Below are 26,423 nucleotides of genomic sequence, written 5' to 3' on the forward strand. Positions count from 1 at the left end.
ATCTGTGCTAGAGCCGCCAGCGCACCGAAACCGTTGCCCGGTTCCGGTCATAGGACCGACCCGGTTCGACGGCGCCGCTGTTGCGCCCGAGGCTGTGCGCATAGTCGGCGGTGATCTCGACATGCTGGTTCAGCCGCCAGGTCGCCCCGAAGGCGCCGGTGAAGTAGCGCTCCTGCCGGTGCTGTGCACCGCTCGGCACCTGAAAATCGGCCACGACATAGCGCAGCGAGGGCCGCAGGATCAGCGTTCGCAGCAATTCGTGCTCGGCCGAGAGCATCGCTTCGTGCTGCTGGATCCCCGCGATCCCGGCGATCGGCGAGCGCTGGAAGCTGCGCCCGCCGCTGAGCCGCACGGTCGTCAGCCGCGTCGGGCTCCATTTGAGCTGGGCGCTGTAGGCAAGGCCGCTGATGCGGGGGAACACCGGGGCCGCAAAATCCTGCTGCACCCAGCCGGCGCCCACCTCGCCCTGCAGCAACCGGTTGAGCCCGAACGACAGGCCGGCCAGCGCGGTGAAGCCGTGCGAGTTGCGGCTCGGCCCGATCGGCGGGGCGAGGTAGCGGTTGCGGTTGAGCGCGAGGCTGGCGAAAGCCGAGACGCCCGGTCCGATCCCCAGCGCCGCGCGCAGCGAGCCCGACAGCGCCTCGAAATCGCGCTGCGACAGATCGATCACCGCGCCGCCCAGTTCGCGGTCCTGATAGCGATAGCGTTCGTAGCGTCCGCCAAGCGTGAGGCGCGCGCGGGCGAAGGTTTGCTCGATTTCGGCGCCGCCTGTCAGCACGGTGTAGGCAATCGGTGCCGCGCCGAACAACGTATCCCCGCTGGTGCCGCGCGCCTCGATACGCCGCGCCCCGCCGATATCGCCCGTCAGGCGCGTATCCGCCCCGATGTCGAGCCGCCCGTCCAGCTTCACGGCATAAGTCTCGATGTTCTCTGTCTTGCGCTTGGCATAGCGCTTCACTGCCCCTTCGGCGGACAGCCCGAGCGCATGGCGCACCCATTGCGACCGCACCGCGAGCGCGGGCTGCAGGGCCAGCGCGACATCGCCGCGCTTCACGTCGCTGCGGGCATAGACATTGTCCGTCGCATCCGTCTCGATCCCGAAACTGGGGGAAACCAGCAGGGCACCCATGCGCGCGCCGGACGTTTCGACTTCGGGCCGCGAGCGCGCACCGACCGTATCGCGCTCCATCCGCGGATCGACGACAGCCTGTGCCTGTGCCTGCGCCATCGGGGCGATCAGGCCCAGCAGGCAGCACGAAAGTGCCGCCGGACGCGCCATGGAGGCGGTGTGCTGCCGGTGTTCACCCCCGCTGGCTCCCTCGCTGGCTGTCCTGCTGCCCATAGCCCGATCCCCGATCCTGCGCCGTGTCTGTCTTACACCCGGCCGGGTACCATTCTTTGCCGCCCGGCAATCGTGCAATTAGCCCCGTATCTGAGCAATCTTCCGTGTATCAGCGCCGAAACCGGCCAGCCCTTGGCGCGCCATTAACCAAGGGGGGAAAGCGTTCCTTGAACCGGCGCATTGCATACCGCTGTGCCATGGACGCCCTGCTCTCCCGCCTCACGCCCGGCCACGTCGCGCAATTCGCGCGGATCGCGGCGCTGCTGATCGCCTTTGCGCTCACCATGGACTACGTCACCGACCGGCTTACGCTGGAGCATGCCGGGGTCGGCGCGTTTTTCCTCGCGGTGTCCACGCTGCTGGCGCTGCCTGGCCAGCGCAGCTCCGAATTGCTCGGTGCACTGGCGATCTGGCTGACCTATGCCGAGTTCATGGCCGCGATCCAGAGCGGGCATTTCGATCTGTGGCGTTGGGCCGTGGTGCTGGCGACGCTTTCGCTGGTGATCGTGCCGATCAAGGTCCAGCACTTGCGCCAGCTGGCCCGCACCAACCCCTATCAGCCGCTGGGCGAGCTTTACCGCCGGGTGTGGACGCCGCCTGCACCGGTTGCCAAGCCGGCGCCTTATGTCCCGGCCGCGCTGACCGCGACCTGCGGCGATCCGGTGGGCGAGGCGGGCCTGGCGCCAGGCGGGGTCTGAGGCGCGCCGAGCCGCGCGGGGGCCTGAAGCGTGCCGAGCCGTGCGGCGTAGTGCGCGAGCAGCGCGTCGATCCATTGCTCCGGTGACAGGGCGAGCCCGCGCGTGGCGGTGAAGGCCGCGTGGCTCATCGCCGCCACGCGCGCGTCGTCCGTGGCAAGGGCCGCCAGCGCGGCGGCAAAGGCGGCGGTATCGCGCGGATCGACCGCCAGCCCCGCGCCCGCCGCGACCAGATCGGGCGCCAGCAGGGCGCTGGGCGGCAGGATCACCGGCAGGCCGGCCAGCGCGGCCTCCATCGCGACGAGGCCATAGGGTTCGGGATAGCGGCTCGGCATCACCAGCACCCGCGCTGTGGCCGCGAGCGCACCGATGGCGGCGGGCGGAAGGCGTCCGGCAAAGTGCGCCTCGGGATACTCCGCCGCCAGCCGCGCGCGATCTGCCCCATCGCCGACAAGGTGGATCGGCACCCCTGCGCGCCGGGCGGCGGCGAGCGCCAGGTCCGCGCCCTTGGTCGCCTCGATCCGGCCGACGAACAGCACTTCCTCGCCGCGTTCTGCCGCGATGCGCGTGGTGCTGAAGGGCGTGACCGGGTTGGGCAGGGGATGGATCGCATCAAGGGGAATGCCCGCGCGCGCCAGCATCGGGCGCATCGCGGCGTGGATCGCGAGCACGGGCGGCGAACTGTGCGGCCGGAAGACATGGCGCTGCACCGCATGGCGCACCACGCGCCACAGCTTGTGCGCATGGCCCCGCCGGTCGCACGCTTCGGCAAGGCAGGCGCGGGAGAGCGGATCATGCGGGCAGGGCGTGCCGGTGGCGAAGTTGGTGAAGGCGCCATTGGGGCAGGCGAGGAAGAAATCGTGCGCCGAGATCACCAGCCTGCTGCGCACCGGCGCCAGCGCGGCGAACACCGAGGGCGAGAGGATCTGCGACCAGCCGTGGAGGTGATAGACCGTCCCCGGCGCATCGTTTTCGGCGATCCAGCGCCGCACCATGCGCGCCGCGGCACGGTTCCACACCCCGTCGAGCAAGGTGCTGCCGCGCCCCAGCAGTCGCGCCTGCCCAAGCCCCACGGCGGCGATGCCGGCCTCGGCCAGCGCCGGATCGGGCGCATCGCCAGACAGGAAAGCGACCCGGTGCCCGCGCTCGGCCAGGCGCCGCGCCGAGCCGACCGCCAGCGCGCTTGCCCCGCCCATCGGGTGCGAGAGATCGTTGATCACCACGATCCGGTGCGGCGCGCCGTTCATGCCGCCGCTCCGACCGGTTGCCCGCCTGATGGGCCGATGGGCTGCATCGCGCGGGCCAGCGCGGCGGCCATGCGCGCAATATCGCCGCGCGTGCCGGCGATCAGCGCTTCGAGCGCGGCGCGGTCCACCCCTTCGGCCGCGGCCTGCCGGGCCAGCGCCGTCAGCGCCGGGCCATCGAGCGAGGCCGTATCGGCAATGAATTGCCCGCGCCCGGCCAGCGCGAAGAAGCTGTCGAGCTTCACATCCCAGCGCAAGCCGATGGTGGGAATGGCAAAGGAATGCGCGGCAATGCAGGCATGCATGCGGTGCGCCACGATCAGCTGGCAACCGGCGATGAACCGGATCATCTCCGCCGGATCGGCAAAAGGATTGGTCATCGTCACCGGGCCTTTGGCGGAAAGGATCCAGTCCGGCCCCATCGCGTGGAGATAATCGCGGTCTTCCGGGCTGCCATTGGTGAACAGCGCGACGCGAAAGCCCGCATCGACGAGCGCGCGCGCGGCGGTGGCATACCAGGCATCGAGCGCCGCGCAGGCTGCGCTCGCGGCGGCGCCGTCGGGCCCCGTGGCGTGGTAGCGCAGCGCCATCGGCGCGGTCACGCACAGGCCCGCGACCGGCGCATCGAACGGCAGCGGCGGGCGCGGAAAATGGCAGCTGGCGAGCAGCCCCGGATCGCCGCTCAGCGCAGCGGGGCGCACGCCTTGCGGCACGAGCAGATCGCGCCAGGCCGCCTGGCTGCGCGCATCGCGCACCGCGGCATAGGCCAGCTTGGCCCTGCCCAGCGCACGGCCGAACAGGCGCTTGCCGGCCGCGGACCACTGGCGATTGGCACCGACACCGTAGACCGCTGCGGGCAGGCGGAGCCTTGCCGCCTGATCCAGCGCCCCGGCGATCTTCATCGGGAAATTGAGATCGGCATCGGTCAGCAGATTGCCGCCGCCCAGCACCACCGCGTCACACCCCGCAAGGCGCGTGCGGACATGCCGCCGCAGCCGCAGGTGGACCAGCGCGGCCAGCGCGATCCGCGTCGCCAGCCGCCGCGCCGAAGCGGGCAGCGCCTCCAGCACCGCGATCTGCGCGGCGCGGCGGCTGGGCGCGATGGGCGGATAGGCGCGCCGCCCCGCCAGATCGATCGAAAACACCTCGGTGCCCGGCGCAATCGTCTGGAAGGTGCGCGCCAGCTCCGCCTCAAGGCATTCGGACAGGAGCCCGTCACCCAGATTCGGGCTGTACTTCACATTGAGCAGCGCGATCCGCCGGGGCGGGGAGGGAGGGGAAGAGGATGGCAGGGACGAAGGGGGTTCGGCAAGGCTCATGCCCGGGGGGTGTCATGGTGCCCAGCCTTCCCGCAAGCACGGATACCCCCGGAATCGAGCGGTTCAGTCCGCCGGGGCCAGCACCGCGCGCAGGACCGGCCGCAGCCCGCTGGCCGCGATCAGGTCTTCCTGCCCGCCCGCCACGATCAGCCCGATCCGGCGGCGATAGTCATAACCCTGCAAGCGCACCGCCACCGTGCCCGGCGCGGCGAGCGAAACCGGCGCTGTCGTCACCCCTGCGCCCGATGCCACGAGCGCAAGGCAGCGATCATCGTTTCCCCCGCGAAAGGCAAAGTGCGGCCGCACTCCCCGCGCGGTGAAGAAGCGGCTGGTCTCGGCAAGAATTTCGCAGGACCGGCGCGCGATCATCGTCTCGCCCGCCAGTTCCTCGGGCAGCAGGCTGTCGCGTCCGGCAAGGCGATGCGCGGCGGGCAGGATCATCGCATAGCCTTCCTCGAGCAGCATCTCCGGCCCGGTCTCTGCTCCGGTCTCTGGACCATGCAGCGTGGTCAGCACCGCATCGAGCCGGTGTTCGGCAAGCCGCCGCCTGAGGTCCGCGTCGGCGCCTTCCGTCAGCGTGAGCCGCGCCCGGCCATCCCCTGCCGCCGCGAACCGCGCGGCGATCCCCGCCACCATGCGCGTGGCGAGCGAGGCGATCACGCCCAGCCGCAGCGGCGGGGCCGGGGCGGGCGCGGCCAGCACCCCGCGCTCGGCAAGGCCGAACTCGCGCTCGATCGCGCGGGCGTGGATTAGCAGGCGGTTGCCCGCCTCGGTCAGCCGCAGCGCACGCCGCTCGCGCAGGATCACGGTGGCGCCCAGCGCGCGTTCCAGCTCGGCGATTCCGGCGGACAATGTGGGCTGCGCCACATGCAGCTGGTTCGCGGCGGCGGTGAATGAGCCGGTATCGACAAGCGCAAGGAACTGGCGGAGATGGCGGCGGTTCAGCATAGATTTTTCCTATAATACCTCTCGCGAAAATTCAATTTTTCCGAACCTGCCAAATCCCATAGACTGCCGCGGGAGAAGAGGAGTCTGACTGGAATGCGCGCCACGCCCGAGCTTGATTTCGCCCTGCCCGAAAGCGCCCTGATGATCCGCGAGGCGGCGGGCCGCTTTGCCGACGAGCAGATCGCGCCGCTGGCTGCCAAGGTCGATGCGGAAGACTGGTTTCCCCGCGATCTCTGGCCTGCGATGGGCGCGCTTGGCCTCCACGGCATCACGGTGGAAGAGGAATGGGGCGGGCTCGGTCTCGGCTATCTCGATCACGTCATCGCGGTCGAGGAAGTGAGCCGCGCCTCGGCTTCGGTGGGCCTCAGCTACGGCGCGCATTCCAACCTCTGCGTCAACCAGATCCGCCGCTGGGGGAATGACGAGCAGAAGGCCAAGTATCTGCCGAAGCTGATCTCCGGCGAACACCTCGGCAGCCTCGCGATGTCGGAAGCGGGCGCGGGTTCGGACGTCGTCTCGATGAAGCTGAAGGCCGATGCTGTCCCCGGCGGGTTCCGCCTCAACGGCACGAAATTCTGGATCACCAACGCCACTTACGCCGATACCCTCGTGGTCTACGCGAAGACGGCACCCGAAGCGGCCAGCCGGGGCATCACCGCGTTCCTGATCGAGAAGGGCATGCCGGGCTTCTCCATCGGCCAGAAGATCGACAAGATGGGCATGCGCGGCTCGCCCACCGCCGAACTCGTCTTCAACGATTGCTTCGTGCCCGAGGAAAACGTGATGGGCCCGCTGCATGGCGGTGTCGGCGTGCTGATGAGCGGCCTTGACTACGAGCGCGTGGTGCTGGCGGGTATCCAGCTCGGGCTGATGCAGGCCTGCCTCGACACGGTCATCCCCTATGTCCGCGAGCGCAAGCAGTTCGGCAAACCCATCGGCGCGTTCCAGCTGATGCAGGGCAAGGTGGCGGACATGTATGTCGCTCTGCAATCGGCGCGGGCCTACACCTACGCCGTCGCGCGGGCGGCGGATGCGGGGCAGACGACGCGCTTCGATGCGGCGGGGGTGATCCTGCTGGGCAGCGAGGCGGCGTTCCGCGTGGCGGGCGAAGCGGTGCAGGCGCTGGGCGGCGCGGGCTATACCAAGGACTGGCCGGTCGAACGCTATCTCAGGGATGCCAAGCTGCTCGATATCGGCGCGGGGACGAACGAGATCAGGCGCATGCTGATCGGGCGCGAACTGATCGGGGCGGCGTGATGGCCGATTTTCTGCTGCTGATGCACGGTGATACCACCGCGCCCGAAGACGGTGCGGCATGGGACGCCTATTTCGGGTTTCTCCATGCCTCCGGCGCGTTCGAGGGCGGGAGTTCGCTTGGCGATGCGCGCTGCTACCGCCGCACTGGCGCACCGGCTGCGGCGGCGCGGCTGACCGGCTTCTTGCGCGTGCGGGCGGCGGACTGGGCCGGGGCCGAAGCCCTGCTGGATGGCAATCCGGTGCTGGCCGCGGGCGGCACGGTCGAAATTCGGGAGCTGGTGCGTGATTGATCTGGAGACCTGCGCATGAGCGCCCCAATCCTTTCCACCAATCTCGACCTTTCCAGCCCGGAGGCGCAGGCCCGCGCGGCGCACAACCGCGCTTTGGCGGCGGAGCTGCGCGCCAGGGTGGCCAAGGTCGCACTTGGCGGGGATGAGAAGTCCCGCGCCCGCCATGTGGCGCGCGGCAAGCTGCTTCCGCGGGATCGGGTCGAGCGGCTGCTCGATCCGGGCTCGCCGTTTCTGGAGCTGGGCCAGCTGGCGGCCAATGGCATGTATGGCGATGAAGTGCCCGGCGCGGGGATCATTACCGGCATCGGCCGCGTTTCGGGCCGCCAGTGCATGATCTTTGCCAACGATGCGACGGTGAAGGGCGGCACCTACTTCCCGATGACGGTGAAGAAGCACATCCGCGCGCAGGACATTGCTCGGGAAAACCGACTGCCGTGTGTCTATCTCGTCGACAGCGGCGGCGCGAACCTGCCCAACCAGGCGGAGGTCTTTCCGGACCGCGACCACTTCGGCCGGTTCTTCTACAATCAGGCGCAGATGAGTGCGCAGGGCATCCCGCAGATCGCCAGCGTGATGGGCAGTTGCACCGCAGGCGGCGCCTATGTGCCGGCGATGAGCGACGAAAGCGTGATCGTGCGCGAGCAGGGCACGATCTTCCTTGCCGGCCCGCCCTTGGTGAAGGCCGCGACGGGCGAGGAAATCACCGCCGAGGCGCTGGGGGGCGGGGACCTCCATGCGCGCAAGTCCGGCGTGGTCGATCATCTGGCGGACAATGACGAGCACGCGCTGACGATCGTGCGGGATATTGTGAGCCATCTGGGGCCGGGGCCTGCTGGCGTGCAGGGCGCCGTCGCGCCGCGCCCGCCGAAGTACGATGCGGAAGAGCTTTACTCGATCATCCCCGAAGACGTCCGCGCGCCTTACGATGTCCACGAAGTGATCGCGCGGATCGTGGACGGCAGCGAGTTCCACGAGTTCAAGGCGGTCTATGGCACCACGCTCGTCTGCGGTTTTGCGCGGATCTGGGGCATGGAAGTCGCCATCCTCGCCAACAACGGCGTGCTGTTTTCCGAAAGTGCGCAGAAGGGCGCGCATTTCATCGAACTCGCCTGCCAGCGCCGCATTCCGCTGCTGTTCCTCCAGAACATCTCGGGCTTCATGGTGGGCGGCAAGTATGAGGCGGAAGGCATTGCCAAGCACGGCGCCAAGCTGGTGACGGCGGTTGCCACCGCGCAAGTCCCCAAGCTGACGGTGCTGATCGGCGGCAGCTTCGGCGCGGGCAACTATGGCATGTGCGGGCGGGCCTATGACCCGCGCTTCCTGTTCACTTGGCCCAATGCGCGCATCAGCGTGATGGGCGGGGAGCAGGCGGCGAGCGTGCTGGCGACCGTCCACCGCGATGCGGAGAAGTGGACGGCAGAAGAAGCCGAGGCGTTCAAGGCCCCGATCCGGCAGAAGTATGAGGACGAGGGAAACCCCTATTACGCGACCGCGCGGCTGTGGGATGACGGGGTGATCGATCCGGTGCAGACGCGCGATGTGCTGGGGCTGGCTTTGGGCGTGTGTCTGGAAACCCCGATTGCGGAGGCGCCCCGCTTCGGGGTGTTCCGGATGTGATGCCGATGATCACCGTCCTCTCCGCCCTTGCCCTTGCCGCCGCGCCGCTGCCGCAAGGGGAGCGCCTGCCGCCGCCCGATTTCGGCGACAAGGCTATCGCCGCCACTGTCGATGCGCTGCTTGCCACGCTGGAGACCGGCGATGCGCCCGCGCTGTTGAAGCTCGTCTATCCCGAAGGCCGCGTCACCGGGCGCGGCACTTTCGTGGGCGGCGCGAGCGGCCTGCGCAGCCGCAGCTTTGCCGAATATGCAGCGCGGATGGTGCCGGGTTCAGGGTTTATCGAGCGGATAACCAATCCGGTCATCGAGCAGGACGGAGATGTCGCGATGGTCTGGGCGCCGTTCACGATTCTGATGGGCGGCAAGCTGGTCAGCTGCGGCTTTGATCACTTCGATCTGGTGCGCGAGAACGGCCAGTGGAAGGTGATGAACCTCACGTTTTCCTCGCGCACGGAAGGGTGCGGCGCATGATCCAGTCCCTCCTCATCGCCAATCGCGGCGAGATTGCCTGCCGCATCATCCGCACGGCGCGCAGCCTGGGTATCCGCACCGTGGCGGTCTATTCCGATGCCGATGCCAAGGCGCTGCATGTGCGCCAGGCAGACGAAGCGGTCCACATCGGGCCGAGCCCGGCGCGCGAAAGCTACCTCGTCGGCGCAAAGATCATCGCCGCCGCCAAGGCCACCGGCGCGGAGGCGATCCATCCGGGATATGGGTTCCTCTCCGAGAATGCCGAATTCGCGCAGGCGGTGATTGACGCGGGGCTGATCTGGGTCGGGCCGAAGCCCGCCAGCATCACCGCGATGGGCCTGAAAGATGCGGCCAAGGCGCTGATGGCGGCGGCGGGGGTACCTGTCACCCCGGGCTATATGGGCGAGAATCAGGAGCCGGCCTTCCTTGCGCAGCGCGCTGCCGAAATCGGCTACCCGGTGCTGATCAAGGCGGTTGCGGGCGGGGGCGGCAAGGGCATGCGCAGGGTGGAGGCGGCGGCCGATTTTGCCGACGCGCTCGCCTCCTGCCAGCGCGAGGCTCTGGCTTCGTTCGGCAACGCGCATGTGCTGATCGAGAAGTACATCCAGCGCCCGCGCCATATCGAGGTGCAGGTCTTCGGCGATACCCACGGCAACGTGGTGCACCTGTTCGAGCGCGACTGCTCGCTCCAGCGCCGCCACCAGAAAGTGATCGAGGAAGCCCCCGCGCCGGGCATGGACGAAGCGACCCGCGAGGCGCTCTGCGGGGCGGCGGTAAAGGCGGCCAAGGCGGTCGACTATGTCGGTGCGGGGACCATCGAGTTCATCGCCGACGCCAGCGAAGGCCTGCGTGCCGACCGAATCTGGTTCATGGAAATGAACACGCGGCTGCAGGTGGAACATCCGGTGACGGAGGAAATCACCGGCGTCGATCTGGTGGAATGGCAGCTGCGGGTGGCGAGCGGGGAGCCGCTGCCGAAGCAGCAGGATGAACTGAGCATCAACGGCTGGGCGATGGAAGCGCGGCTCTATGCGGAGGATCCGGCGAAGGGGTTCCTGCCTGTCACCGGCAGGCTGGAACGTTTCGCCATTCCTTCAGCCGTTCGTCCTACCCGATGGCTCCACGAAGGCGGCACAGCGCCTATGGAAACCGCGCCTCAGGTCCGTCTGCGCGTCGAAACCGGGGTTGCGGAAGGCGATACGATTTCGCCGTGGTACGACCCGATGGTCGCGAAGCTGATCTGTCATGCCGAAACGCGTGTGGAGGCTATCGTCGGGCTGTCAAAGATGGCGTGGAGCACGCGTATCTGGCCGGTGAAGACCAACGCTGCCTTTCTCGGAACCTTGGTTGTCATGCCGGATTTCGCGCGCGGCATGATCGATACCGGCTTCATCGACCGGCATCTCGATGAAGTGACTGCCGATGTCGAAATGCCCGAATGGCTCTGTGATCTCGTCGCGCAGCGGCTCGCAAGCCGCGATCCTGCTCCCGCGACATTCGGCTTCCGGCTCAATGCACTCAGCCAGACGACGGTCCGCTTCAGCGACCGCGCTATCGCATGGACTGGCCGGACGGATGGCCGCGTCAGCTACGATCAGGAAGCATACCCCATCGTGACCGACGAAGGCGACGCGCTGCTGGTCACCATGCAAGGCGCTACGTGGCGGCTCGCGCCCGAACGCGTCAGCGGCGGCCTTGGCGGCGCCGCCTCCGACGGCGCCATCCTCGCCCCCATGCCCGGCAAGGTCATCGCGGTCGAAGTCGCGGCAGGCGACATAGTCGCCAAGGGCCAGAAGCTCCTCGTCCTCGAAGCGATGAAGATGGAACACGCGCTCACCGCGCCGTTTGATGGGACGGTGGCGGAACTGACCGTGGCAGTGGGTGCGCAGGTGCAGGTGGAAGCCTTGCTGGTGCGGGTGGAGAAGGCGGAATAGCCCACATCCGTTCGTGTCGAGCGAAGTCGAGACACAAAACGCTGCGTGTGGTGTCTCGACTTCGCTCGACATGAACGGGTTGGGTTTTTGGGGATTGGGAAAATGGCAGGGCGCTACTTCGATGAATGGCAGGTGGGCGACAAGCTCGCGCACGAAATCCGCCGCACCGTGACCGAGACGGACAACCTCCTGTTCTCGGTGATGACGCACAATCCGCAGCCGCTCCATATCGATGCCGAGGCGGCGCGGGCGAGCGAGTTTGGGCAGATCCTCGTCAACGGCACTTTCACGTTCGCGCTGATGGTGGGGCTTTCGGTGGGCGATACGACCGTCGGCACGCTGGTTGCCAATCTGGGCTACGACAAGCTGGTGATGCCCAAACCCGTGTTCCTCGGCGATACCCTGCGCGCGACCAGCGAGGTGGTGGAGCTGCGCGCCAGCAAGTCACGGCCCGATGCGGGGATCGTCACCTTTGCGCACGAGGCGCTCAACCAGCGGGACGAAGTGGTCTGCCGGTGCCTGCGCATGGCGCTCTTGGCGAAGAAGCCGGCCTAGCTTGTCGCGAAGAGCAGGCGGCCGGGGCCGAGCTGTTCGAGGACCTGCGTGATCTCGCGCGGGTTGACCGCAAAGCAGCCCTGGCTGCGGCCGACGCGGCCCTGCATGGCAACGACGGCGGGCGAGACATAGCTCGCGGCGTGGATCACGATGCCGCGCTCCATCGCGCGGTCGTTTTCCGGATCGAGCCCGACGAGGCGGCGCGAGCGGCCGTGCTTGCCGTAGTAGACTTCGCCGGTGACAAAGCTGCCGCGCGAGGAGGCGTCCGAGCCGACCTGGTTGGAAAAGTGTTCGGCGATGCCGCGATTGGCCGGGTCGGAGCCCCTGCCATGGGCTACCAGCAGCGGTGCCGAAACCGTACCGCCGACGAGGTCGACGATATGGAAGCGCGCCTCGCGTGAGGGCTGCGAAAAATCGACGATGCCGATCCTGTCCCGCACCGCAATCGCCATGCCATGCTGGTCAAGCGCGGCGAGCGCGCGGGGAATGAGCGGGAGGATGCCCGAACGGGCGATGGTGATCGGCGCACCCTGCACCGAGGCCGCATCCGCTTCTGCCACAGGCACGGTTCCCCAGAAGGTACCGCCGGGCAATTCGGCTTCCTGCGCCTGCAAACCATCGCGCGGAAGCGCGAGCGATGCGGCTGATACGGCCAGGGCACCCAGAAAATGGCGCCGATTCATGGTCATTGTTTCCGCTTGTCCTGCACGGGTCTGCGATCCCAACGGTAACTAAGGCAGGCAATCGTTGATGATCCAACCCCCTGGGCCGTGCCGTTGCGACGAAGCGTGGCCTTTGTGCCGCTGACCGTTGAAACGCCGCTGCTGGACTGCATTGTGCCGTTGGGTGGCGCTGAAGGTCAGGAAATCTCAACGAAAGGTGTAGATGCGCTAACGAACGATTAAAGCTGAACCCACGATGACCGGTTGGCCTTCGTCACATTATATTTCACAATTTATATATCTGCGTGGATTTCCCGCCACAGTATGCCAAAAGTGCCCGGAAAACGGGCTTTTTTGCGTGACCGCGCGTGTAAAAATGTCAAAAAAATGTCATTATAAAGACCTAGGTGCGCCTCAGATACGACTGTAAACACCTAACTGAGGTTATATCATGAAGCTCGCCCATTCCCTCCGTTCCGGCCTGCTGGCTGGTGCGGGCATCATCGCTCTGGCCGCCTCGCCCGCTTTTGCTGCTGACGAGCCGCAGGCCGCACAAGCCGCACCGGCGCCCGCCGCCGCGCTGCCCGATGGCGTGCCGATCGAGGAAATCGTCGTCACCGCCACCAAGCGCGAAACCAACCTCCAGAAGACCCCGATCTCGATCTCGGTGGTCGGCGCGGCCGACGTCAAGAACCGCCACGTCCAGAGCCTGATCGACCTTGCCGACGGCGCCGTTCCCAGCCTTCGCGTCGCCACCTTCGAAGCGCGCCAGTCCGCGCTCACCATCGGTCTGCGCGGCATCGTCCCGGGCGATGCCAACCAGCCCGCGCGCGAGCAGGGCGTCGGCGTCTATCTCGACGGCGTCTACCTCGGCCGCCAGCATGGCCTTAACGCCGCGCTGTTCGATATCGAGCGCATCGAAGTGCTCAAGGGTCCGCAGGGCACGCTGTTCGGCCGCAACACCGAAGGCGGTGCGCTGAGCATGGTGCTCAAGGCCCCCACCGGCGAGTTCGGCGGCCGCGCCACGGCCGGCTTCGGCAACTACGGTTCGTACACCGGCGCGTTGCACCTCGATCTGCCGGCGATCGAATCGCCCCTCGGCTCGGTTGCGTTCAAGGTTGACGGCGTGGTCGCGCATCAGGATCCGACCACCAGGAACCCGCTCGCGGGCCAGGCCGGCTGGAACCAGTATCAGCGTTACGGTGGCCGCATCGCGGCGCGCTGGAAGCCGGTGGACGGCCTCACCGTCGATCTCGCGTTCGACAAGAGCCGCGACGAGAACACCCCGTTCTACAGCCAGCTGTTGAACTACAACCCGCTCGGCAAGCCGGTCGGCACCGTCTACGACAACGCCACCAAGGCCTGGTACACCGACGCCACGCTCAAGACCAAGGGCATCGCCCCGCTGCCGAGCCAGGTGAAGGCCGGCTGGTTCCGCCCCGATGTCGCCGATATCGGCGTGCCGCAGCAGCCCTCGATCGACAAGACGCAAGGGTTCACCTCCACGATCAAATACAAGGTCAGCCCCTCGCTCGAACTGCGCTCGATTACCTCGTGGCGCACGGTGAGCGATGAGCAGTGGGACAACTCGGGCGGCGCGCACCGCACCCCGGTCTACGTGCCGAACGGCAACTTCAGCCGCTACAGCCTCGCGACGCTCGACCAGCGCCAGTTCAGCACGGAACTGCAGGCAGTGGGCAGCCTTGCCAACGTCGACTACGTGCTTGGCCTCTACTACTTCAGCGAGCGCGCCAACGATGCGGCCCGCACGCCCAACACCAACAAGTGGGTCTCCGATCCGGTGACCCAGCTCGCCACCGGCTACACGATCAACGATCCCAGCCAGTATCCGCTCGCCACCACCGCGCGCGCCAGCATCGCCTATGCCAAGAGCTATGCCGCCTATGGTCAGGCGACCTGGACACCGATCAGCCCGCTGCACATCACGCTCGGCGGCCGCTACACCGCGGACCGCAAGAACGGCGCGCTGTTCACGGTCAACGGTGCGGCGACCAACTTCACGTTCAAGCAGGACAACAACCGGTTCGATCCGCTTGCTGTCTTGGCCTATGACGTGGCGCAGGGTGTGAACGTCTACGCGAAGTACGCCACCGGCTACCGTGCCGGCGGCGCCAGCTCGCGCAGCCTCAACTACCGCTCGTTCGGGCCGGAAGAAGTGAAGTCCTACGAACTGGGTCTCAAGACCGAACTGTTCGACCGCAAGGTGCGCTTCAACCTCGCGGGCTACATCATGGACCGCAACAACAGCCAGGTCGATTTCAACTTCTTCGTGCCGCAGCCCGATGGCACCGTGCGCAACACGCTGGAAACCGTGAACGCGCTCGGCACCACCAAGATCCGCGGCGTGGAAGCCGATCTGAACGTGCGCCCGGTCGATGGCCTCGCGCTCGGTCTCTCGTATGTCTACACCGACACCAAGGTGCCGCCGGCGCGCAACACGGTGCAGGAGCAGCTCAACCAGCAGATCGATCCGACCAACACCGCGCAGATCTTCCAGGATGTGTATATCGTCTACACGCCCAAGAACGCGCTTTCGGGCACGATCGATTATGACTACCCGATCGGCAGCAACGGCACCTCGCTGAAGCTGCACCTCGATGGCAACTTCGCCGATGCCGCCTACACCTTCGACAACGAAAACGTGAAGGCGGACAAGAGCTTCGTCGTGAACGGTCGCATCGCGCTCGCCGATATCCGGATGGGCGAGGGCGGCCAGAAGCTGACGGTGGCGGGCTGGGCGCGCAACCTGCTCAACACGTCCTATGTCTATCGCCGCTCGAACGCGAACGGCGCCGTGCTGGGCGATTACGGCAACTGGAACGCACCGCGCACCTACGGCATCGAGGCGACGGTCAACTTCTGATCCGCTGCCCGAGGGCACAAACGAAAGACGGCGGCCGGAGCGATCCGGCCGCCGTTTTCGATTGTGAGGGGCGAGGCGGCGGTCAGCGGCGGTCGAGGGCGATGCGGCCCGGGCCGAATGCCGCGACCTGCAGCAGTCCGCCCGCCATGGCGAGGTTCTTCAGGAAGTGGATGAGCTGGTTCTGGTCGGCAAAATGCGCGTGGAAGGCGAGCCCGGCGACCACGCTGAACCCGGCCAGAACGAGCGCCACCAGCCGCGTGCGAAAGCCCGCGATGAGGGCAAGCCCGCCGCCGATCTCGATCAGCGCCGCAGCGATCAGCGCGGCGGGCGCGAAGGGCAGGCCGGCGCTGGCGATATAGCCGATGGTGGCCGCAGGATTGGCGATCTTGCCGATGCCGCTCAGCACGAAAATGGCGGCAATCAGCACGCGGCCGGTGGCGGCGAGGAGGTGGCCTGTTTCGTTGGTGGCCGGGGCAGTAGTGGTGGTCATGGCGAAGTCCTTTGCGAGCGAAACCGGGCGAGAGGTCGTCCGGTCCTGTTGCAACGGTCTTAGGCCTGTCCGAGGCTCCGGAAAATCCGGATAAGTTCAATCAAATTGTTCGATCATTCTGAAAAGTGAGCGCGCGATCAGGCTGCGCGGCGCGGGCCGGGCTTGCTGCGGTTGTCCTGTACCAGCCGTTCATAGCTGGCGAACAGCTCGGCGAAGTGGTCGTCCATCACGCGCGGGGCAGGGATCTCGGCGCGCGGACCATCGATCCCGCTTTCGCGGGCGATGCAATATTCCACAATCGTTTCCGCAGCGGCGGCGGCATTGGCGGATTCATAGATCCACCCGGCAGAGGCGCGCGCCTGATCCGCGGCGCCGCCTTCGTCCGGCGCGATCAGTGGCAGGCCGCTGGCGCGGGCTTCGGCGGCAACCATGCAGAACGTCTCCGCCTCGCAGCCATGAACCAGCGCATCGGCGCTGGCCATCACGCGGGCAAGTTCGGCCCGGTCGGTGATCGGGGCAAGGATGCGGATATGCGGATTGCCCGCGATGCGCTTCTCGATCGCCTTGAGGTCGCGGCCCTGCCCGGCCAGCACCATGCCCACCGGCCGGCGCGTGCCGGCGGCGGTGATGGCATCGACCAGCATCGGCCAGCGCTTTTCCGGAGCGAAGCGGCCCACGCCGATCAGCAGCGTGGCCTCCTCGGGCAGCTCGCACAGTTCGAGCAGGCCCTTGCGCAGGCGCACATCGCGGTGCGCGGGCGCGAACACGCCCGGATCGACGCCCATCGGGTTGGTGACGACACCGGCCAGCCCGCCCTTCGTGAGCCGGTCCGACAGGCCCTGGCTCGCGCTGACGATCATGTCGAACTGGGTGTCGAGCTTGCGCAGGTGGCGCCAGTAGCGGTCGAACGCCTTGTCGATCACCGGGCGCGGCGCGACGCCGTCAAACCAGCGGTAGGCATAGGCCGAAAGCGGATCGGCATGCATGATCAGCGCGCGCGGCGCTTCGCCGGGCCATTCGCCGACAAGGCTGGCGCTGCGCCAAGGCGAGGAGGCCTCGACCATGTCCGGTGCCTCGCGGTCCAGCGCGGCATAGAGCGCGGGCACGTCGTTGAAGTAGCGGTAGTTGAAATCGAGCGGGAACACCGTGCTCTTGAGCCAGACGATGCGTGCATTCGGACCGCGTTCCTCGATGCGGTCTTCCTCGCCCGGCGCAATGACCACGACTTCATGGCCCATGGCCGCACCGGCCTTGAGCTTGCGGTCCACGTAGGTGCGCACGCCGCCACCCTTGGGCGCGTAGAAGGCGCAGACATCGACAAGTTTCATGAAGGGCACCTACGTCCGTTTGAGCGGTCCGAACGAGAACAGGCCGGTACGGTAATTCATCACAATACGCAATGTGGTTAGCCCGCCGCCCGCATTGACCGCTACGGCGGCCGCCTTGGGCTTCGACCAGCCGAGCTGGGGATTGGCCGAAAAGCCGAACCCGTCGTGGCTCAGGCTGAACTTGCGATCGGCATTGCGGTCATGCAGCACGGTGACGGCATAGGTCCCCGGGCCCGGCAGGCGCACGCACAGCCGCGGCACCGGATCGGACGGGACGGCCACCTCGACCCGGCGGAAGGTCTTGCCCGCCATCACCAGCACGTTGTCGTCGGCCAGGAAGTCGGTGTCGTTGGCCGGATAGACCTCGAGCTTGAGGCGGCCTCTGCGGTCCTTGAGGCCGATCATGTCGACCAGAAAGGCGGGGCCTGGCTCGCCCGGTCGGCACTGGCCTTCGGCCTTGCCGAGTTCGGGCGACGAGGGGATCGGCGCGGCGCCGGCAAGCAACACCAGCACAGTTCCAAGTAACCCCGCCCTGAGCACGGCCTTCCTCATGCATTCTTCTCCTTCTGCACCAGATCAAGCAGCACCAAGCCAATGAACAACACCACATGCGTCGCCACGATAAGGAGTGATATCATGGCAATCATGTCGCTAGTCTGAACCTGACTTCCGACAAGCAGCGTCGAGATCCCGGCAAACGCGATGTCTTTATTGGGAATGAGCGGAAGACGTGACAGGAGGAGCCGAACGGTTGCGAAAAGGAGCCATGACCCCATCCCCACGCTGGGCAGGATGAGGTGCCACGCAAGCGCGGAAAGGCCGGTATTGGCAACGATGCGCAAGGTGTGGACGACGAAGACGAAGCCGAGGTCCGCGCGGGGGAGGCTGAGCAGGCCGTTGCGGAAGAACATGATCACGAGGCTGGTGACCAGCACGACGCCGATCGAGGTTGCCAGCACGTGCCCGTCGCTGCTGTCCGCGCCGCCAAGCCCCAGCTTGCTGATGATCGGCCAGGTGAAGATCAGCAGCATCACGGTCATGATATTGCCGGCAAGCGCGGAGAGGATGGCGACATCCTTGACCGCGCCGAACGGCGAGCCTTCCATCTTCACGTGGCGGCGCGCCCAATCGTAGAAGTAGACTTCACCGACGTAGCCCAGCAGCAGTTCGTTGCCGATCAGCTTCTTGAGCAGCGGGAAGATGCCCGAGAGCGGAATGCTCCACAGCTTGCGGAAGATCACCCAGTCCGCGACCGGACCGGCGAAATAGCTCGCCGCGAGCACGAGCCAGATCCACGGGGATGTCGGCACGATCGACCAGACCTGCGCCCAGTCGATCTTGCGCAGCTGCCACAGGACGGCAACCAGAATGGCGATCGAGATGACCGGACCGATCCAGCCGCTCCACTTGCGCAGGGACCGCTCCAGCGGCGCGGACGAAGGCAGCGCGGTGGGCAGAACCGGCGGCAGGGTCTCTGTCATCGCTTCGGGTGGAACCATGGGAGACGTATCCTTCGAGGGCCCCGCCTCGCCATCGGGGTTAAGCACGGGCGAGGTCCTCCATCAGCGCGAGATAGCGATGCGAAGCTATCTCCACGGTGAACCGGCGTGATTGATCGCGCGCGGCGGTTTCGTCAAATTTCAACTTGGCAATGTCCGACATGGCCCCGGCCAGCGCCGCCGCATCGCCTACCGGCACCAGCAGGCCGAACCGGCCGCCCCCCAGCATGTCTTCCATGCTGACGCTGCAGCGCGTTGCGACCACCGGCAGCCCTGCGGCCAGCGCTTCTGCAACAACGGCGGGAACGCCTTCATATTCCGAAGAAAGCACCAGCGCGTCGGCGGCAGCCAGCTCGGCATCGAGCGGGCTGACATGCCCCGGCAGACGCACCTTGTCCGCCAGCCCCAGCCGTTCGATCTGGGCCTCCAGCGCGCGGCGCGCGGCGCCTTCGCCAATGATGGCCAAACGGTCATGCTCACCCGCCATGCGCGCGAACGCATCGATCAGCAGGCCGAAATTCTTCTGCGCCGCGAGCCGGCCGATGGCGATGAAGCGCCGTCCGGGCGCCTGCGGCGCGGCCCGCGCTTCTGCACGCGCGGCGGCAAGGCGCTGGATATCCGCCTCGGCCAGCGAGGGATCGTCGATCACCGCGATCCGTGCGTTGTCCGCGCCCATCAGGGTGCCGATCTCCGCCCGCATCGGCGGCGCCATGCCGACCAGCCGATCCAGCATCCGGCCCTGGATGCGCAACCACAGCCGGTAGAACGGCCGGGCCGGGGCGGGCAGATCGCTGCGGGTGAGGTCGTTGCTGATCTTGGCGACGACCGGCGGGCAGGCCTTGCCCAGCAGCACCCGCATCATCACCGCCACGATGGTATAGGAATTGCCCGCGCAGAACAGCACGTCGGGCCGGATCCGCCGGATCGCGCGGGGCAGGTGGATGATCATCCACAGCGTTTCCCACCCCGAGCTCGGGATGCGCTCGCTGCCGAGGATCTCGTAGCCGAGCCCCCCCTTGTTCAGATCGGGCCACTCGCGTTTCATCGCGCCTGCCGTGCGCCCCATAACCAGCCGCGCATCGCGCCCTTGCGCGCGCCACGCCTCGTGCAGCCGCAGCGCCACGCGCTCGACCCCGCCGGGTTCGAAGCTGTGCAGGAACGTCAGGATGCGCAGCGGCGGCGGTGTTTCTGCCGCGGTGCGCAGCCCCTCGGGCGCCAGCGCATTCATGCGGCGCTCCCCAGCGCCGCATAGCGCGAGGGCGTGTGGGTGCGCACGAAGCGCGCGAGGGTCCGGTCGATGCTGTCGAGCAGCGCGGGCACTGTGGTGTCGCCCGGATGGACCGCGACGCGGATCGTGCGGGTGAAGGGCAGGGCGGCCCGGCCCAGCGCGGCGGCAAAAAGCGAGCTGGCGATGCGCGCCTTGCTGCGGCTGGCCCAGGTGATCACCGGGCCCTTGGCCAGCACCTCGCCGCTGGCCGGGCGCCAAACTTTCATGTGGTCTTCGGCCAGCGCAAAGCCGAGCTCACGCAGCGCCGCATGGGCGCCTTCGCCATAGAGCCAGGCCGGCGCGATGAAGCCTGCCACCGGGCGGCCGATCACGTCTTCCACCAGCGCACGCCCGTCGCGCATGCGCGCCAGAGCCTCGGCATGGGGGAGGTTGAGGAACTCGCCCTCGCCGGCGGTCATGTGCTTGCCCTTGATCGCGGCAAGGCCCTCGGTCGCCGGGGTCTCGTCCTTGTGGCTCCAGCCATGGAGGAACATCTCGATGCCCTGATCCGCCCAGCCGCGCAGGCGTGCGGCAAAGGCCGCGTTGCCCGCGATGGGCGCGCCGCGCCAATGATCGGGGATCACCAGCATGGCGAAATTGGCCGGGCCGACATGCCGCGCCAACCGTTCGGCGAGGGCATCGACCTGGCGTTCGAACCGCGGCGAAACGTCGTGGATCGATACGACGAGCCGCTTTTCCGGCAGCCGCCGCGCGGAAACAGCAGAAGAAGGCGCGGAAGCAGTCATCCGCGCGCCGGTATCACCACATGCTGCGCCGCCGCAAGTCGCACCCGCACCGCGCTGACGATTGTCTTCATGGCTGTGGCCCTTCTGCGCGTGGTTTCCGATCGACCTCTTGCGGTGCCTTGTGCCCGCCAACTGCGGCGAGGACATGGCAGCCGCGCGATCAAACCACAAGCGCGGGGCTGTCGGCCACAGATCGGCCAATTCCCCGCGCACTTCATCGCACGGCGATTGTCTATCAAAAATGTTGAGTTAAAGTCAGATGCGTCGGGACGTGCACCGAGTCGACCGGCCATTCTTCTCTCGGAGATGTATTATGGCCCATGAAATCAACAGTTTGAACAATGCCTCTCCACCCGTGATCCTCACCGTTCCGGGCCTGGGCAATTCCGGCCCCGGCCACTGGCAGACGGAGTGGGAAGCACGTCTGCCGGGATGCCGCCGGGTCGATCTCGGGCTGTGGGAGGATCCGCACCGCAACACCTGGGTGAACAAGCTCAACCTCGCGATCCAGCGCGCGGAAGGGCCGGTCGTGCTCGCCGCGCACAGCCTCGGCTGCCTCGCGGTGGCGTGGTGGGCAGAGTATGAGCGGCCGGGCGGACCGGTGGAAGGCGGCAAGGTAGTCGGCGCGCTGCTGGTCGCGCCGCCCGATGTCGAGGAGCGCCCGCTCGACCGGCGGCTGACGCGCTTCGCCCCGGTGCCGGAAAGCGCGCTGCCGTTTCCCACGGTGCTCGTTGCCAGCCGCAACGATCCCTATCTGACGATGGCGCAGGCCCGCAGCCTCGCGCGGCGCTGGGGTGCGCGGCTGGCCGATGCGGGTGAGGCGGGGCACATCAATGCGGCTTCCGGGCTGGGCGACTGGGCGTTCGGCCGCCTGCTGCTCAACACGCTGCTGCCGCAGCCGCTGCCGGTGGTGCAGGATACCCCGCGCGCGCCGGCAGTCCAGCGCGAGGACTTCGATCAGGCGCTACTCTGGCAGCGCGCCTGAGCAAGGCCCAGGCTCGGCACCCTCACCGGGCCCGGCATGAGGGGCGGCGCGATCGATCCGCAATCCCGTCGGTCGCGCCGTCTCACCCTGTTGCCGCCAGCTGAACCCCTGCGTCGCCGGGTCTTCCCAGCGCGCGGCATCCATCGGTGCGCCGTCCAGCGCCTGCCACGCGCCGCCTTCGGGAAACTGCGCCAGGTCCTGCCCGGCCCGCCAGGCCGCCAGCGCCGCCACATGGTCCTCCAGCGCGCGGTCGCGGTGCGCCCAGTCGATCCAGGTCAGGGCGTTGTCCTGCGCGTAGGCATTGTTGTTGCCCTGCTGGCTGCGGCCGAACTCGTCGCCCGCCGTCAGCATGATCGTGCCGGTCGAGACGAACAGCGTGCCCAGCATGGCACGGGCCAGCGCGGCACGGCGCGCGCGGACGGCAGGATCGTCGCTCGGCCCCTCGACACCGTTGTTCCAGCTGAAGTTTTCGCCATGCCCGTCGCGATTGTCCTCGCCGTTGGCGTGGTTGTGCCGCTCTTCGTAGGCGAGCGTATCGGCGAGCGTGAACCCGTCGTGCGCGGCAAGGTAGTTCACCGCGCGGCAGTCCGGCCCGAAAATGTCGGATGAACCCGCGATCCGCGTCGCGAGGAGACCGACCCCCGCGTCCCCTCGCCAGAACCGCCGCACGTCGTCGCGGTAGCGGTCGTTCCATTCGAGCCAGTGCGGCGGAAACCGTCCCAGCTGATAGCCGCCGGGGCCGATATCCCAGGGCTCGGCGATCATCACGCGGTCCGCCAGCCACGGATCGGCGGCGATTTCTGCAAAGATCGGCGCATCCGCCGCAAAGCCGGGCCCGCGCGCCATCACGGTCGCCAGATCGAAGCGGAACCCGTCCACCCCGCAATGCTGCACGAAATGGCGAAGGCTTTCGATCACGAGCGCGCGCACCGCCGGATTCGCGAAATCGAGCGTGTTGCCGCAGCCGGTATCGTTGATCAGCGAACCATCGGCATTGTGCGCATAGGCGGCGTCGTCGAGCCCGCGAAAGCTGAGCACCGGGCCGAGGACATCGCTTTCACCGGTGTGGTTGAACACGAGATCGAGGATCACCCCGATCCCGCGGGCATGGAGCGCGGCCACTGTCTCGCGCAGTTCCGCGACGCCCCCCGGGCAGAGACGCGGATCGAGCGCCATCGGCACGACGGGGTTGTAGCCCCAGGCATTGCGGAGACCCAGCGGCGGAAGATGCCGCTCGTCGATCCACGCCGTGATCGGCATCAGCTCGACCGCGCTGACATGCAGCTTTTCGAGATGCGCCAGCACGGCGGGGTGCGCCAAGGCCGCCACCGTGCCGCGCTGCGCTTCCGGCACATCCGGGTGCAGCATGGTGAACCCGCGCACGTTCACTTCGTAGATCAGCCCGCCGCGTCGGAACACCGGCGGCTGGAGCGTCACTTCGGGCAGCGCATGCGGCCAGACCGCGCGCGGCACCAGCCCGGCGGTATCGACGCCATAGGCCGAGAGCGCCGGGCTGTAGGTGAAGGCCCGGTCCAGCTCGACAGCGCGCGGATCGACCAGCAGCTTGGCGGGATCGAACCACAGCCCGCGCTCCGGCGCCCATTCGCCCTCGGCCCTGAGGCCATACCGCGTGCCGGGGGGAGGGGCCTCGGCAATCCAGGCATCGCCTGCGCGCACCATTGGCACGCGGGTTTCGGCATCGCCTTTGAACAGGCAGAGCATGACCGCCTCGGCGCGCGGCGCGCGCACCGAAAGCTGTGTCATGTGATCACGTCGGGCGCCGTCCGGCCGGTGCGCGCGGCAATCCCGGCAATGGCCTCCGCCGCCGCGATCAGATCGCCCAGCATCGCATCGGTATCGGCATCGAGGTTGCCGCCGGCAGGCTCGTAGCGCTCGAGGTACAGCCGCAGCGTCGCGCCTTCGGTGCCCGTGCCCGAAAGCCTGAGGACGATGCGCGATCCGCCGACGAACAGCACGCGCAGCCCCTGATTGGCGCTGTGCGAGCCATCGACCGGATCGTCATAGGCAAAGCTGTCCGCCGTCTCGACCGTCAGCGGGCCGAAGGCCTTGCCCGGCAGCATGGGCAGCGAGGCTTCCAGCGCCGCCATCAGCGCCTCGGCCACGTCCTTGGGCAGCGCCTCGTAATCATGCCGCGCGTAGTAGTTGCGGCCGAACTTCGCCCAGTGCGCCCGCGCGATGGCTTCCACGCTCTCGCCGCGCGCGGCCAGAATGTTGAGCCACAGCAGCACCGCCCACACGCCGTCCTTCTCGCGCACATGGTCCGAACCGGTGCCGGCGCTTTCCTCGCCGCAGATCGTCGCCTTTCCGGCATCGAGCAGCGTGCCGAAGAACTTCCAGCCCGTCGGTGTCTCGAACGCAGGTATCCCCAGCGCCTCGGCCACCCGGTCCGCTGCCGCGCTGGTCGGCATCGAGCGGGCGATCCCGGCGAGGCCCCCCGCATACCCCGGCGCGAGGTGCGCATTGGCCGCCAGCATCGCGAGGCTGTCGGACGGGGTGATGAAGATGCCCTTGCCCACGATCAGGTTGCGGTCGCCGTCGCCATCCGAAGCCGCACCGAAATCAGGCGCGTGCGCGCCGAACATCGTCTCGAACAGTTCGTGCGCATGGACGCGGTTGGGATCGGGATGGTGCCCGCCGAAGTCCTCCAGCGGCACGCCGTTGCGCACCGTGCCCGCTGCAAAGCCGAGCCGCTTTTCCAGCACTTCGATGGCATAAGGGCCGGTGACGGCATGCATCGCATCGAAGGCCATGGTGAGCCCGCCCGCCACCGCCGCGCGGATCGCGGGGAAATCGAACAGCGTTTCCATGAGGTCGGCCCAATCGGCCACGGAGTCGATCACTTCGACCGTCATGCCCGCCACGGTCTGCGTGCCGAGTGTGTCGAGATCGAGGTCGGCGGCGTTCACCGTCAGCCAGCGGTCGATCACCTTGGTCCGCGCGAAGATCGCATTGGTCACCGCTTCGGGCGCGGGGCCGCCGTTCGCGATGTTGTACTTGATGCCGAAGTCCTCGTCCGGCCCGCCGGGGTTGTGGCTGGCCGAAAGGATCAGCCCGCCGCTCGCGCCATACTTGCGGATCACGTGGCTGGCGGCGGGGGTCGAGAGGATGCCGCCCCGGCCCACCAGCACGCGGCCATAGCCATTGGCGGCAGCAATGCGGATCGCCGTCTGGATCACCGTCCGGTTGTGATAGCGCCCGTCGCCCCCGATCACGAGCGTCGACCCCGCCTCGGGCTGCACCGCATCGAACACCGACTGGATGAAGTTTTCGGCGTAGTTGGGCTGCGCGAACACCCGCACCTTCTTGCGCAGGCCGGAGGTGCCCGGCTTCTGATCGGCAAAGGGTGTTGTCGAAACTGTCTGGATCATGCTGCCACCACAAGGTTCTGGTAGAGATCGGCATAGGCCTTGCCGCTGCCATCCCAGGAAAAATCGGCTTTCATGCCGGCGCGCTGGATCGCGCTCCACACACTGCGCTGGTGATAGAGCTGCACCGTGCGGGTGAGGGCATCGGCGAGCGTCTGATACCGCACCCCATCGAACTGCACGCCGGTTGCCACGCCTGCCTGCCGCGCGGCAAGGTTGGCGTCGATCACCGTATCGGCAAGGCCGCCGGTGCGGCTCACAATCGGCACGCAGCCATAGGCGAGGCCATAGAGCTGGGTCAGGCCGCAAGGCTCGAACCGGCTCGGCACAAGGATCGCATCGCCGCCACCCAGCATGCGGTGCGAAAGCGCCTCGTCATAGCCGATGCGCACGCCGATCCTGCCCGGATGGCGCGCGGCGGCGGCGTGGAAGCCGCTCTCCAGCGCCGCATCGCCCGAACCCAGCAGCGCGAGCCGTCCGCCGATGCCGACGAGGTGGTCGGAGGCTTCGAGCAGCACGTCCATCCCCTTTTGCCAGGTGAGGCGGCTGATGACGATGAACAGCGGGCCTTCGCCGCGCTCGAGCCCGAATTCGGCCTCCAGCGCGCGCGTGTTCGCCGCGCGCTTGCCGAGTGCCTTGGCCGTGAAGGGCGCCTTGAGCGCCGCATCGCTGGCCGGATTCCACAAGGCCGGGTCGATCCCGTTGACGATCCCGCTGACATCGGCTTCGCGCGCGCGGATGAGCCCTTCGAGGCCCATGCCGAAGCCCGGCTCGCGGATTTCGCGCGCGTAGGTCGGGCTCACCGTGGTGATGCGGCTGGCCGAGGCGAGGCCTGCTTTGAGGAAGCTGATCCCGCCGTGATATTCGATGCCGTCGATCGCCATCGCCTCGGGCGGCAGGGCAAGCGCGGGGAACAGGTCCGCGCCGTAGTGCCCCTGAAACGCCATGTTGTGGATGGTGATGATCGAGGGCAGCTGCGGCCCTGCCGGCGCGAACCGCTGATAGGCCAGCGTCATCCCCGCCTGCCAATCGTGCGCATGGACGAGATCGAACGAAAGGCCCTTCACCGCGCCCCCCGCCAGATCCGCCGCCGCGCGGCCGAATGCGGCGAAGCGTTTCCAGTTGTCCGCCCAGTCGCGCCCGGTGGCATCGCCATAAGGCCCACCGCCGCGCGCAAAAAGCCCCGGCGCATCGAGCACGAGCAGCGTGTGGGTACCGATCTTGCCCGCCAGCAGCCGCGCCGGTTCGCCCAGCAGGCTGTCCCACTTGTGGAGCACCTTGGGTTTCTTGCCGAGCGTGGCCACAACCGCCGGATAGCCCGGCAGCATTGTCGTCATGGCCACGCCGTGCGGGTCCAGCGCCTCGGGCAGCGCGCCCACCACGTCGGCGAGGCCGCCGGTCTTGACCAGTGGCACGGCTTCGGAGGCGACGGAGAGGACGTTGAGGGTCATGCTGCGCCCACCCCTAACCCCTCCCGCAAGCGGGAGGGGGACTGCAAACCTGTC

Annotated in this window: 23 protein-coding genes; 9 read left to right on the forward strand and 14 right to left on the reverse strand. The window is 67.7% G+C overall.

What is annotated here, in order from left to right; genetic code table 11:
- Positions 1-7: 7 nt before the first annotated feature.
- On the reverse strand, positions 8-1,279 hold the full coding sequence (locus AQZ52_RS16310) for an outer membrane beta-barrel protein (RefSeq protein ID WP_067913402.1): 1,272 nt from the start codon (positions 1,277-1,279) through the stop codon (positions 8-10).
- Between the two features lie 260 nt (positions 1,280-1,539).
- Between AQZ52_RS16310 and AQZ52_RS16315 the strand changes: the two genes are divergently transcribed.
- The gene (locus tag AQZ52_RS16315) at positions 1,540-2,040 is read left to right on the forward strand and encodes a hypothetical protein (RefSeq protein WP_067913404.1); all 501 of its coding nucleotides are present in this window, start codon (positions 1,540-1,542) and stop codon (positions 2,038-2,040) included.
- Here AQZ52_RS16315 and AQZ52_RS16320 read toward each other — a convergent pair.
- The 3 genes from AQZ52_RS16320 to AQZ52_RS16330 form a co-directional block, all read right to left on the reverse strand.
- On the reverse strand, positions 1,965-3,284 hold the full coding sequence (locus tag AQZ52_RS16320) for a glycosyltransferase (RefSeq protein WP_082698185.1): 1,320 nt from the start codon (positions 3,282-3,284) through the stop codon (positions 1,965-1,967). The two genes, AQZ52_RS16315 and AQZ52_RS16320, sit on opposite strands and share 76 nt — an antisense overlap.
- Positions 3,281-4,600: a polysaccharide pyruvyl transferase family protein gene (locus tag AQZ52_RS16325; protein ID WP_067913407.1), complete on the reverse strand. Its 1,320-nt coding sequence runs from the start codon at positions 4,598-4,600 to the stop codon at positions 3,281-3,283. Before AQZ52_RS16325 ends, AQZ52_RS16320 begins: the two co-directional genes overlap by 4 nt.
- A gap of 63 nt (positions 4,601-4,663) precedes the next feature.
- Positions 4,664-5,548: a LysR family transcriptional regulator gene (locus tag AQZ52_RS16330; RefSeq protein ID WP_067913410.1), complete on the reverse strand. Its 885-nt coding sequence runs from the start codon at positions 5,546-5,548 to the stop codon at positions 4,664-4,666.
- Between the two features lie 93 nt (positions 5,549-5,641).
- On the opposite strand from AQZ52_RS16330, the gene AQZ52_RS16335 reads away from it, so the two are divergent.
- The 6 genes from AQZ52_RS16335 to AQZ52_RS16360 all read left to right on the forward strand — a co-directional run bounded on the left by AQZ52_RS16335 (position 5,642) and on the right by AQZ52_RS16360 (position 11,671).
- Positions 5,642-6,805, forward strand: coding sequence for an isovaleryl-CoA dehydrogenase (locus tag AQZ52_RS16335; protein ID WP_067913413.1), 1,164 nt, complete (start codon positions 5,642-5,644; stop codon positions 6,803-6,805).
- Positions 6,805-7,095, forward strand: coding sequence for a YciI family protein (locus tag AQZ52_RS16340; RefSeq protein WP_067913417.1), 291 nt, complete (start codon positions 6,805-6,807; stop codon positions 7,093-7,095). Before AQZ52_RS16335 ends, AQZ52_RS16340 begins: the two co-directional genes overlap by 1 nt.
- A 15-nt stretch (positions 7,096-7,110) precedes the next feature.
- Positions 7,111-8,712, forward strand: a complete 1,602-nt coding sequence (locus tag AQZ52_RS16345; RefSeq protein WP_067913420.1) for a carboxyl transferase domain-containing protein — start codon at positions 7,111-7,113, stop codon at positions 8,710-8,712.
- A complete protein-coding gene (locus tag AQZ52_RS16350; protein WP_067913423.1) occupies positions 8,712-9,182 on the forward strand; it encodes a nuclear transport factor 2 family protein in 471 nt (156 codons plus the stop codon). The genes AQZ52_RS16345 and AQZ52_RS16350 overlap by 1 nt, the downstream gene beginning before the upstream one ends.
- Positions 9,179-11,116 (forward strand): acetyl/propionyl/methylcrotonyl-CoA carboxylase subunit alpha, encoded by a 1,938-nt coding sequence (locus tag AQZ52_RS16355; protein WP_067913426.1) that lies wholly within the window; start codon positions 9,179-9,181, stop codon positions 11,114-11,116. The genes AQZ52_RS16350 and AQZ52_RS16355 overlap by 4 nt, the downstream gene beginning before the upstream one ends.
- Positions 11,117-11,218: 102 nt before the next feature.
- Positions 11,219-11,671 (forward strand): MaoC family dehydratase, encoded by a 453-nt coding sequence (locus AQZ52_RS16360; RefSeq protein WP_067913429.1) that lies wholly within the window; start codon positions 11,219-11,221, stop codon positions 11,669-11,671.
- Here AQZ52_RS16360 and AQZ52_RS16365 read toward each other — a convergent pair.
- Positions 11,668-12,360 (reverse strand): murein L,D-transpeptidase catalytic domain family protein, encoded by a 693-nt coding sequence (locus AQZ52_RS16365; RefSeq protein ID WP_067913434.1) that lies wholly within the window; start codon positions 12,358-12,360, stop codon positions 11,668-11,670. The two genes, AQZ52_RS16360 and AQZ52_RS16365, sit on opposite strands and share 4 nt — an antisense overlap.
- A gap of 424 nt (positions 12,361-12,784) precedes the next feature.
- Here AQZ52_RS16365 and AQZ52_RS16370 point away from each other — a divergent pair, with 424 nt between their 5' ends.
- Complete coding sequence (locus tag AQZ52_RS16370) at positions 12,785-15,217, forward strand: TonB-dependent receptor (RefSeq protein WP_082698187.1); 2,433 nt, start codon at positions 12,785-12,787, stop codon at positions 15,215-15,217.
- Between the two features lie 82 nt (positions 15,218-15,299).
- On the opposite strand, the gene AQZ52_RS16375 is transcribed toward AQZ52_RS16370, so the two are convergent.
- The 6 genes from AQZ52_RS16375 to AQZ52_RS16400 all read right to left on the reverse strand — a co-directional run bounded on the left by AQZ52_RS16375 (position 15,300) and on the right by AQZ52_RS16400 (position 20,547).
- Positions 15,300-15,707: a DoxX family protein gene (locus tag AQZ52_RS16375; protein WP_067913437.1), complete on the reverse strand. Its 408-nt coding sequence runs from the start codon at positions 15,705-15,707 to the stop codon at positions 15,300-15,302.
- Between the two features lie 137 nt (positions 15,708-15,844).
- Positions 15,845-17,035, reverse strand: coding sequence for a glycosyltransferase (locus AQZ52_RS16380; RefSeq protein ID WP_067913440.1), 1,191 nt, complete (start codon positions 17,033-17,035; stop codon positions 15,845-15,847).
- A gap of 9 nt (positions 17,036-17,044) precedes the next feature.
- Positions 17,045-17,587, reverse strand: coding sequence for a DUF2141 domain-containing protein (locus AQZ52_RS16385; protein ID WP_067913442.1), 543 nt, complete (start codon positions 17,585-17,587; stop codon positions 17,045-17,047).
- Entirely contained in the window at positions 17,584-18,534 is a 951-nt protein-coding gene (locus tag AQZ52_RS16390) for a hypothetical protein (protein ID WP_240481718.1), read from the reverse strand. The genes AQZ52_RS16385 and AQZ52_RS16390 overlap by 4 nt, the downstream gene beginning before the upstream one ends.
- A gap of 40 nt (positions 18,535-18,574) precedes the next feature.
- A complete protein-coding gene (locus AQZ52_RS16395) occupies positions 18,575-19,762 on the reverse strand; it encodes a glycosyltransferase (RefSeq protein ID WP_156425000.1) in 1,188 nt (395 codons plus the stop codon).
- Complete coding sequence (locus AQZ52_RS16400; protein ID WP_082698190.1) at positions 19,759-20,547, reverse strand: DUF2334 domain-containing protein; 789 nt, start codon at positions 20,545-20,547, stop codon at positions 19,759-19,761. Before AQZ52_RS16400 ends, AQZ52_RS16395 begins: the two co-directional genes overlap by 4 nt.
- 313 nt (positions 20,548-20,860) lie before the next feature.
- Between AQZ52_RS16400 and AQZ52_RS16405 the strand changes: the two genes are divergently transcribed.
- Entirely contained in the window at positions 20,861-21,532 is a 672-nt protein-coding gene (locus AQZ52_RS16405; protein ID WP_082698192.1) for an RBBP9/YdeN family alpha/beta hydrolase, read from the forward strand.
- Here AQZ52_RS16405 and glgX read toward each other — a convergent pair.
- From glgX to glgA, 3 genes are read right to left on the reverse strand one after another with little or no spacing between them, the layout of a single operon-like run.
- Positions 21,512-23,296, reverse strand: coding sequence for a glycogen debranching protein GlgX (gene glgX, locus AQZ52_RS16410; RefSeq protein ID WP_067913444.1), 1,785 nt, complete (start codon positions 23,294-23,296; stop codon positions 21,512-21,514). The genes AQZ52_RS16405 and glgX overlap by 21 nt on opposite strands.
- Complete coding sequence (locus tag AQZ52_RS16415) at positions 23,293-24,921, reverse strand: alpha-D-glucose phosphate-specific phosphoglucomutase (protein ID WP_067913446.1); 1,629 nt, start codon at positions 24,919-24,921, stop codon at positions 23,293-23,295. Before AQZ52_RS16415 ends, glgX begins: the two co-directional genes overlap by 4 nt.
- Entirely contained in the window at positions 24,918-26,369 is a 1,452-nt protein-coding gene (gene glgA / locus AQZ52_RS16420) for a glycogen synthase GlgA (protein WP_067913449.1), read from the reverse strand. Before glgA ends, AQZ52_RS16415 begins: the two co-directional genes overlap by 4 nt.
- Positions 26,370-26,423: the final 54 nt, after the last annotated feature.

Origin of the sequence: Novosphingobium fuchskuhlense, assembly GCF_001519075.1 — a bacterium.
GTDB lineage: Bacteria > Pseudomonadota > Alphaproteobacteria > Sphingomonadales > Sphingomonadaceae > Novosphingobium > Novosphingobium fuchskuhlense.

Bases quoted from the DNA above. Each gene is read 5' to 3' on its own strand.
- AQZ52_RS16310 (WP_067913402.1), bottom strand. From the start codon at position 1,279: ATGGCGCGTCCGGCGGCACTTTCGTGCTGCCTGCTGGGCCTGATCGCC.
- AQZ52_RS16315 (WP_067913404.1), top strand. From the start codon at position 1,540: ATGGACGCCCTGCTCTCCCGCCTCACGCCCGGCCACGTCGCGCAATTC.
- AQZ52_RS16320 (WP_082698185.1), bottom strand. From the start codon at position 3,284: ATGAACGGCGCGCCGCACCGGATCGTGGTGATCAACGATCTCTCGCAC.
- AQZ52_RS16325 (WP_067913407.1), bottom strand. From the start codon at position 4,600: ATGAGCCTTGCCGAACCCCCTTCGTCCCTGCCATCCTCTTCCCCTCCC.
- AQZ52_RS16330 (WP_067913410.1), bottom strand. From the start codon at position 5,548: ATGCTGAACCGCCGCCATCTCCGCCAGTTCCTTGCGCTTGTCGATACC.
- AQZ52_RS16335 (WP_067913413.1), top strand. From the start codon at position 5,642: ATGCGCGCCACGCCCGAGCTTGATTTCGCCCTGCCCGAAAGCGCCCTG.
- AQZ52_RS16340 (WP_067913417.1), top strand. From the start codon at position 6,805: ATGGCCGATTTTCTGCTGCTGATGCACGGTGATACCACCGCGCCCGAA.
- AQZ52_RS16345 (WP_067913420.1), top strand. From the start codon at position 7,111: ATGAGCGCCCCAATCCTTTCCACCAATCTCGACCTTTCCAGCCCGGAG.
- AQZ52_RS16350 (WP_067913423.1), top strand. From the start codon at position 8,712: ATGCCGATGATCACCGTCCTCTCCGCCCTTGCCCTTGCCGCCGCGCCG.
- AQZ52_RS16355 (WP_067913426.1), top strand. From the start codon at position 9,179: ATGATCCAGTCCCTCCTCATCGCCAATCGCGGCGAGATTGCCTGCCGC.
- AQZ52_RS16360 (WP_067913429.1), top strand. From the start codon at position 11,219: ATGGCAGGGCGCTACTTCGATGAATGGCAGGTGGGCGACAAGCTCGCG.
- AQZ52_RS16365 (WP_067913434.1), bottom strand. From the start codon at position 12,360: ATGACCATGAATCGGCGCCATTTTCTGGGTGCCCTGGCCGTATCAGCC.
- AQZ52_RS16370 (WP_082698187.1), top strand. From the start codon at position 12,785: ATGAAGCTCGCCCATTCCCTCCGTTCCGGCCTGCTGGCTGGTGCGGGC.
- AQZ52_RS16375 (WP_067913437.1), bottom strand. From the start codon at position 15,707: ATGACCACCACTACTGCCCCGGCCACCAACGAAACAGGCCACCTCCTC.
- AQZ52_RS16380 (WP_067913440.1), bottom strand. From the start codon at position 17,035: ATGAAACTTGTCGATGTCTGCGCCTTCTACGCGCCCAAGGGTGGCGGC.
- AQZ52_RS16385 (WP_067913442.1), bottom strand. From the start codon at position 17,587: ATGAGGAAGGCCGTGCTCAGGGCGGGGTTACTTGGAACTGTGCTGGTG.
- AQZ52_RS16390 (WP_240481718.1), bottom strand. From the start codon at position 18,534: ATGGTTCCACCCGAAGCGATGACAGAGACCCTGCCGCCGGTTCTGCCC.
- AQZ52_RS16395 (WP_156425000.1), bottom strand. From the start codon at position 19,762: ATGAATGCGCTGGCGCCCGAGGGGCTGCGCACCGCGGCAGAAACACCG.
- AQZ52_RS16400 (WP_082698190.1), bottom strand. From the start codon at position 20,547: ATGACTGCTTCCGCGCCTTCTTCTGCTGTTTCCGCGCGGCGGCTGCCG.
- AQZ52_RS16405 (WP_082698192.1), top strand. From the start codon at position 20,861: ATGGCCCATGAAATCAACAGTTTGAACAATGCCTCTCCACCCGTGATC.
- glgX (WP_067913444.1), bottom strand. From the start codon at position 23,296: ATGACACAGCTTTCGGTGCGCGCGCCGCGCGCCGAGGCGGTCATGCTC.
- AQZ52_RS16415 (WP_067913446.1), bottom strand. From the start codon at position 24,921: ATGATCCAGACAGTTTCGACAACACCCTTTGCCGATCAGAAGCCGGGC.
- glgA (WP_067913449.1), bottom strand. From the start codon at position 26,369: ATGACCCTCAACGTCCTCTCCGTCGCCTCCGAAGCCGTGCCACTGGTC.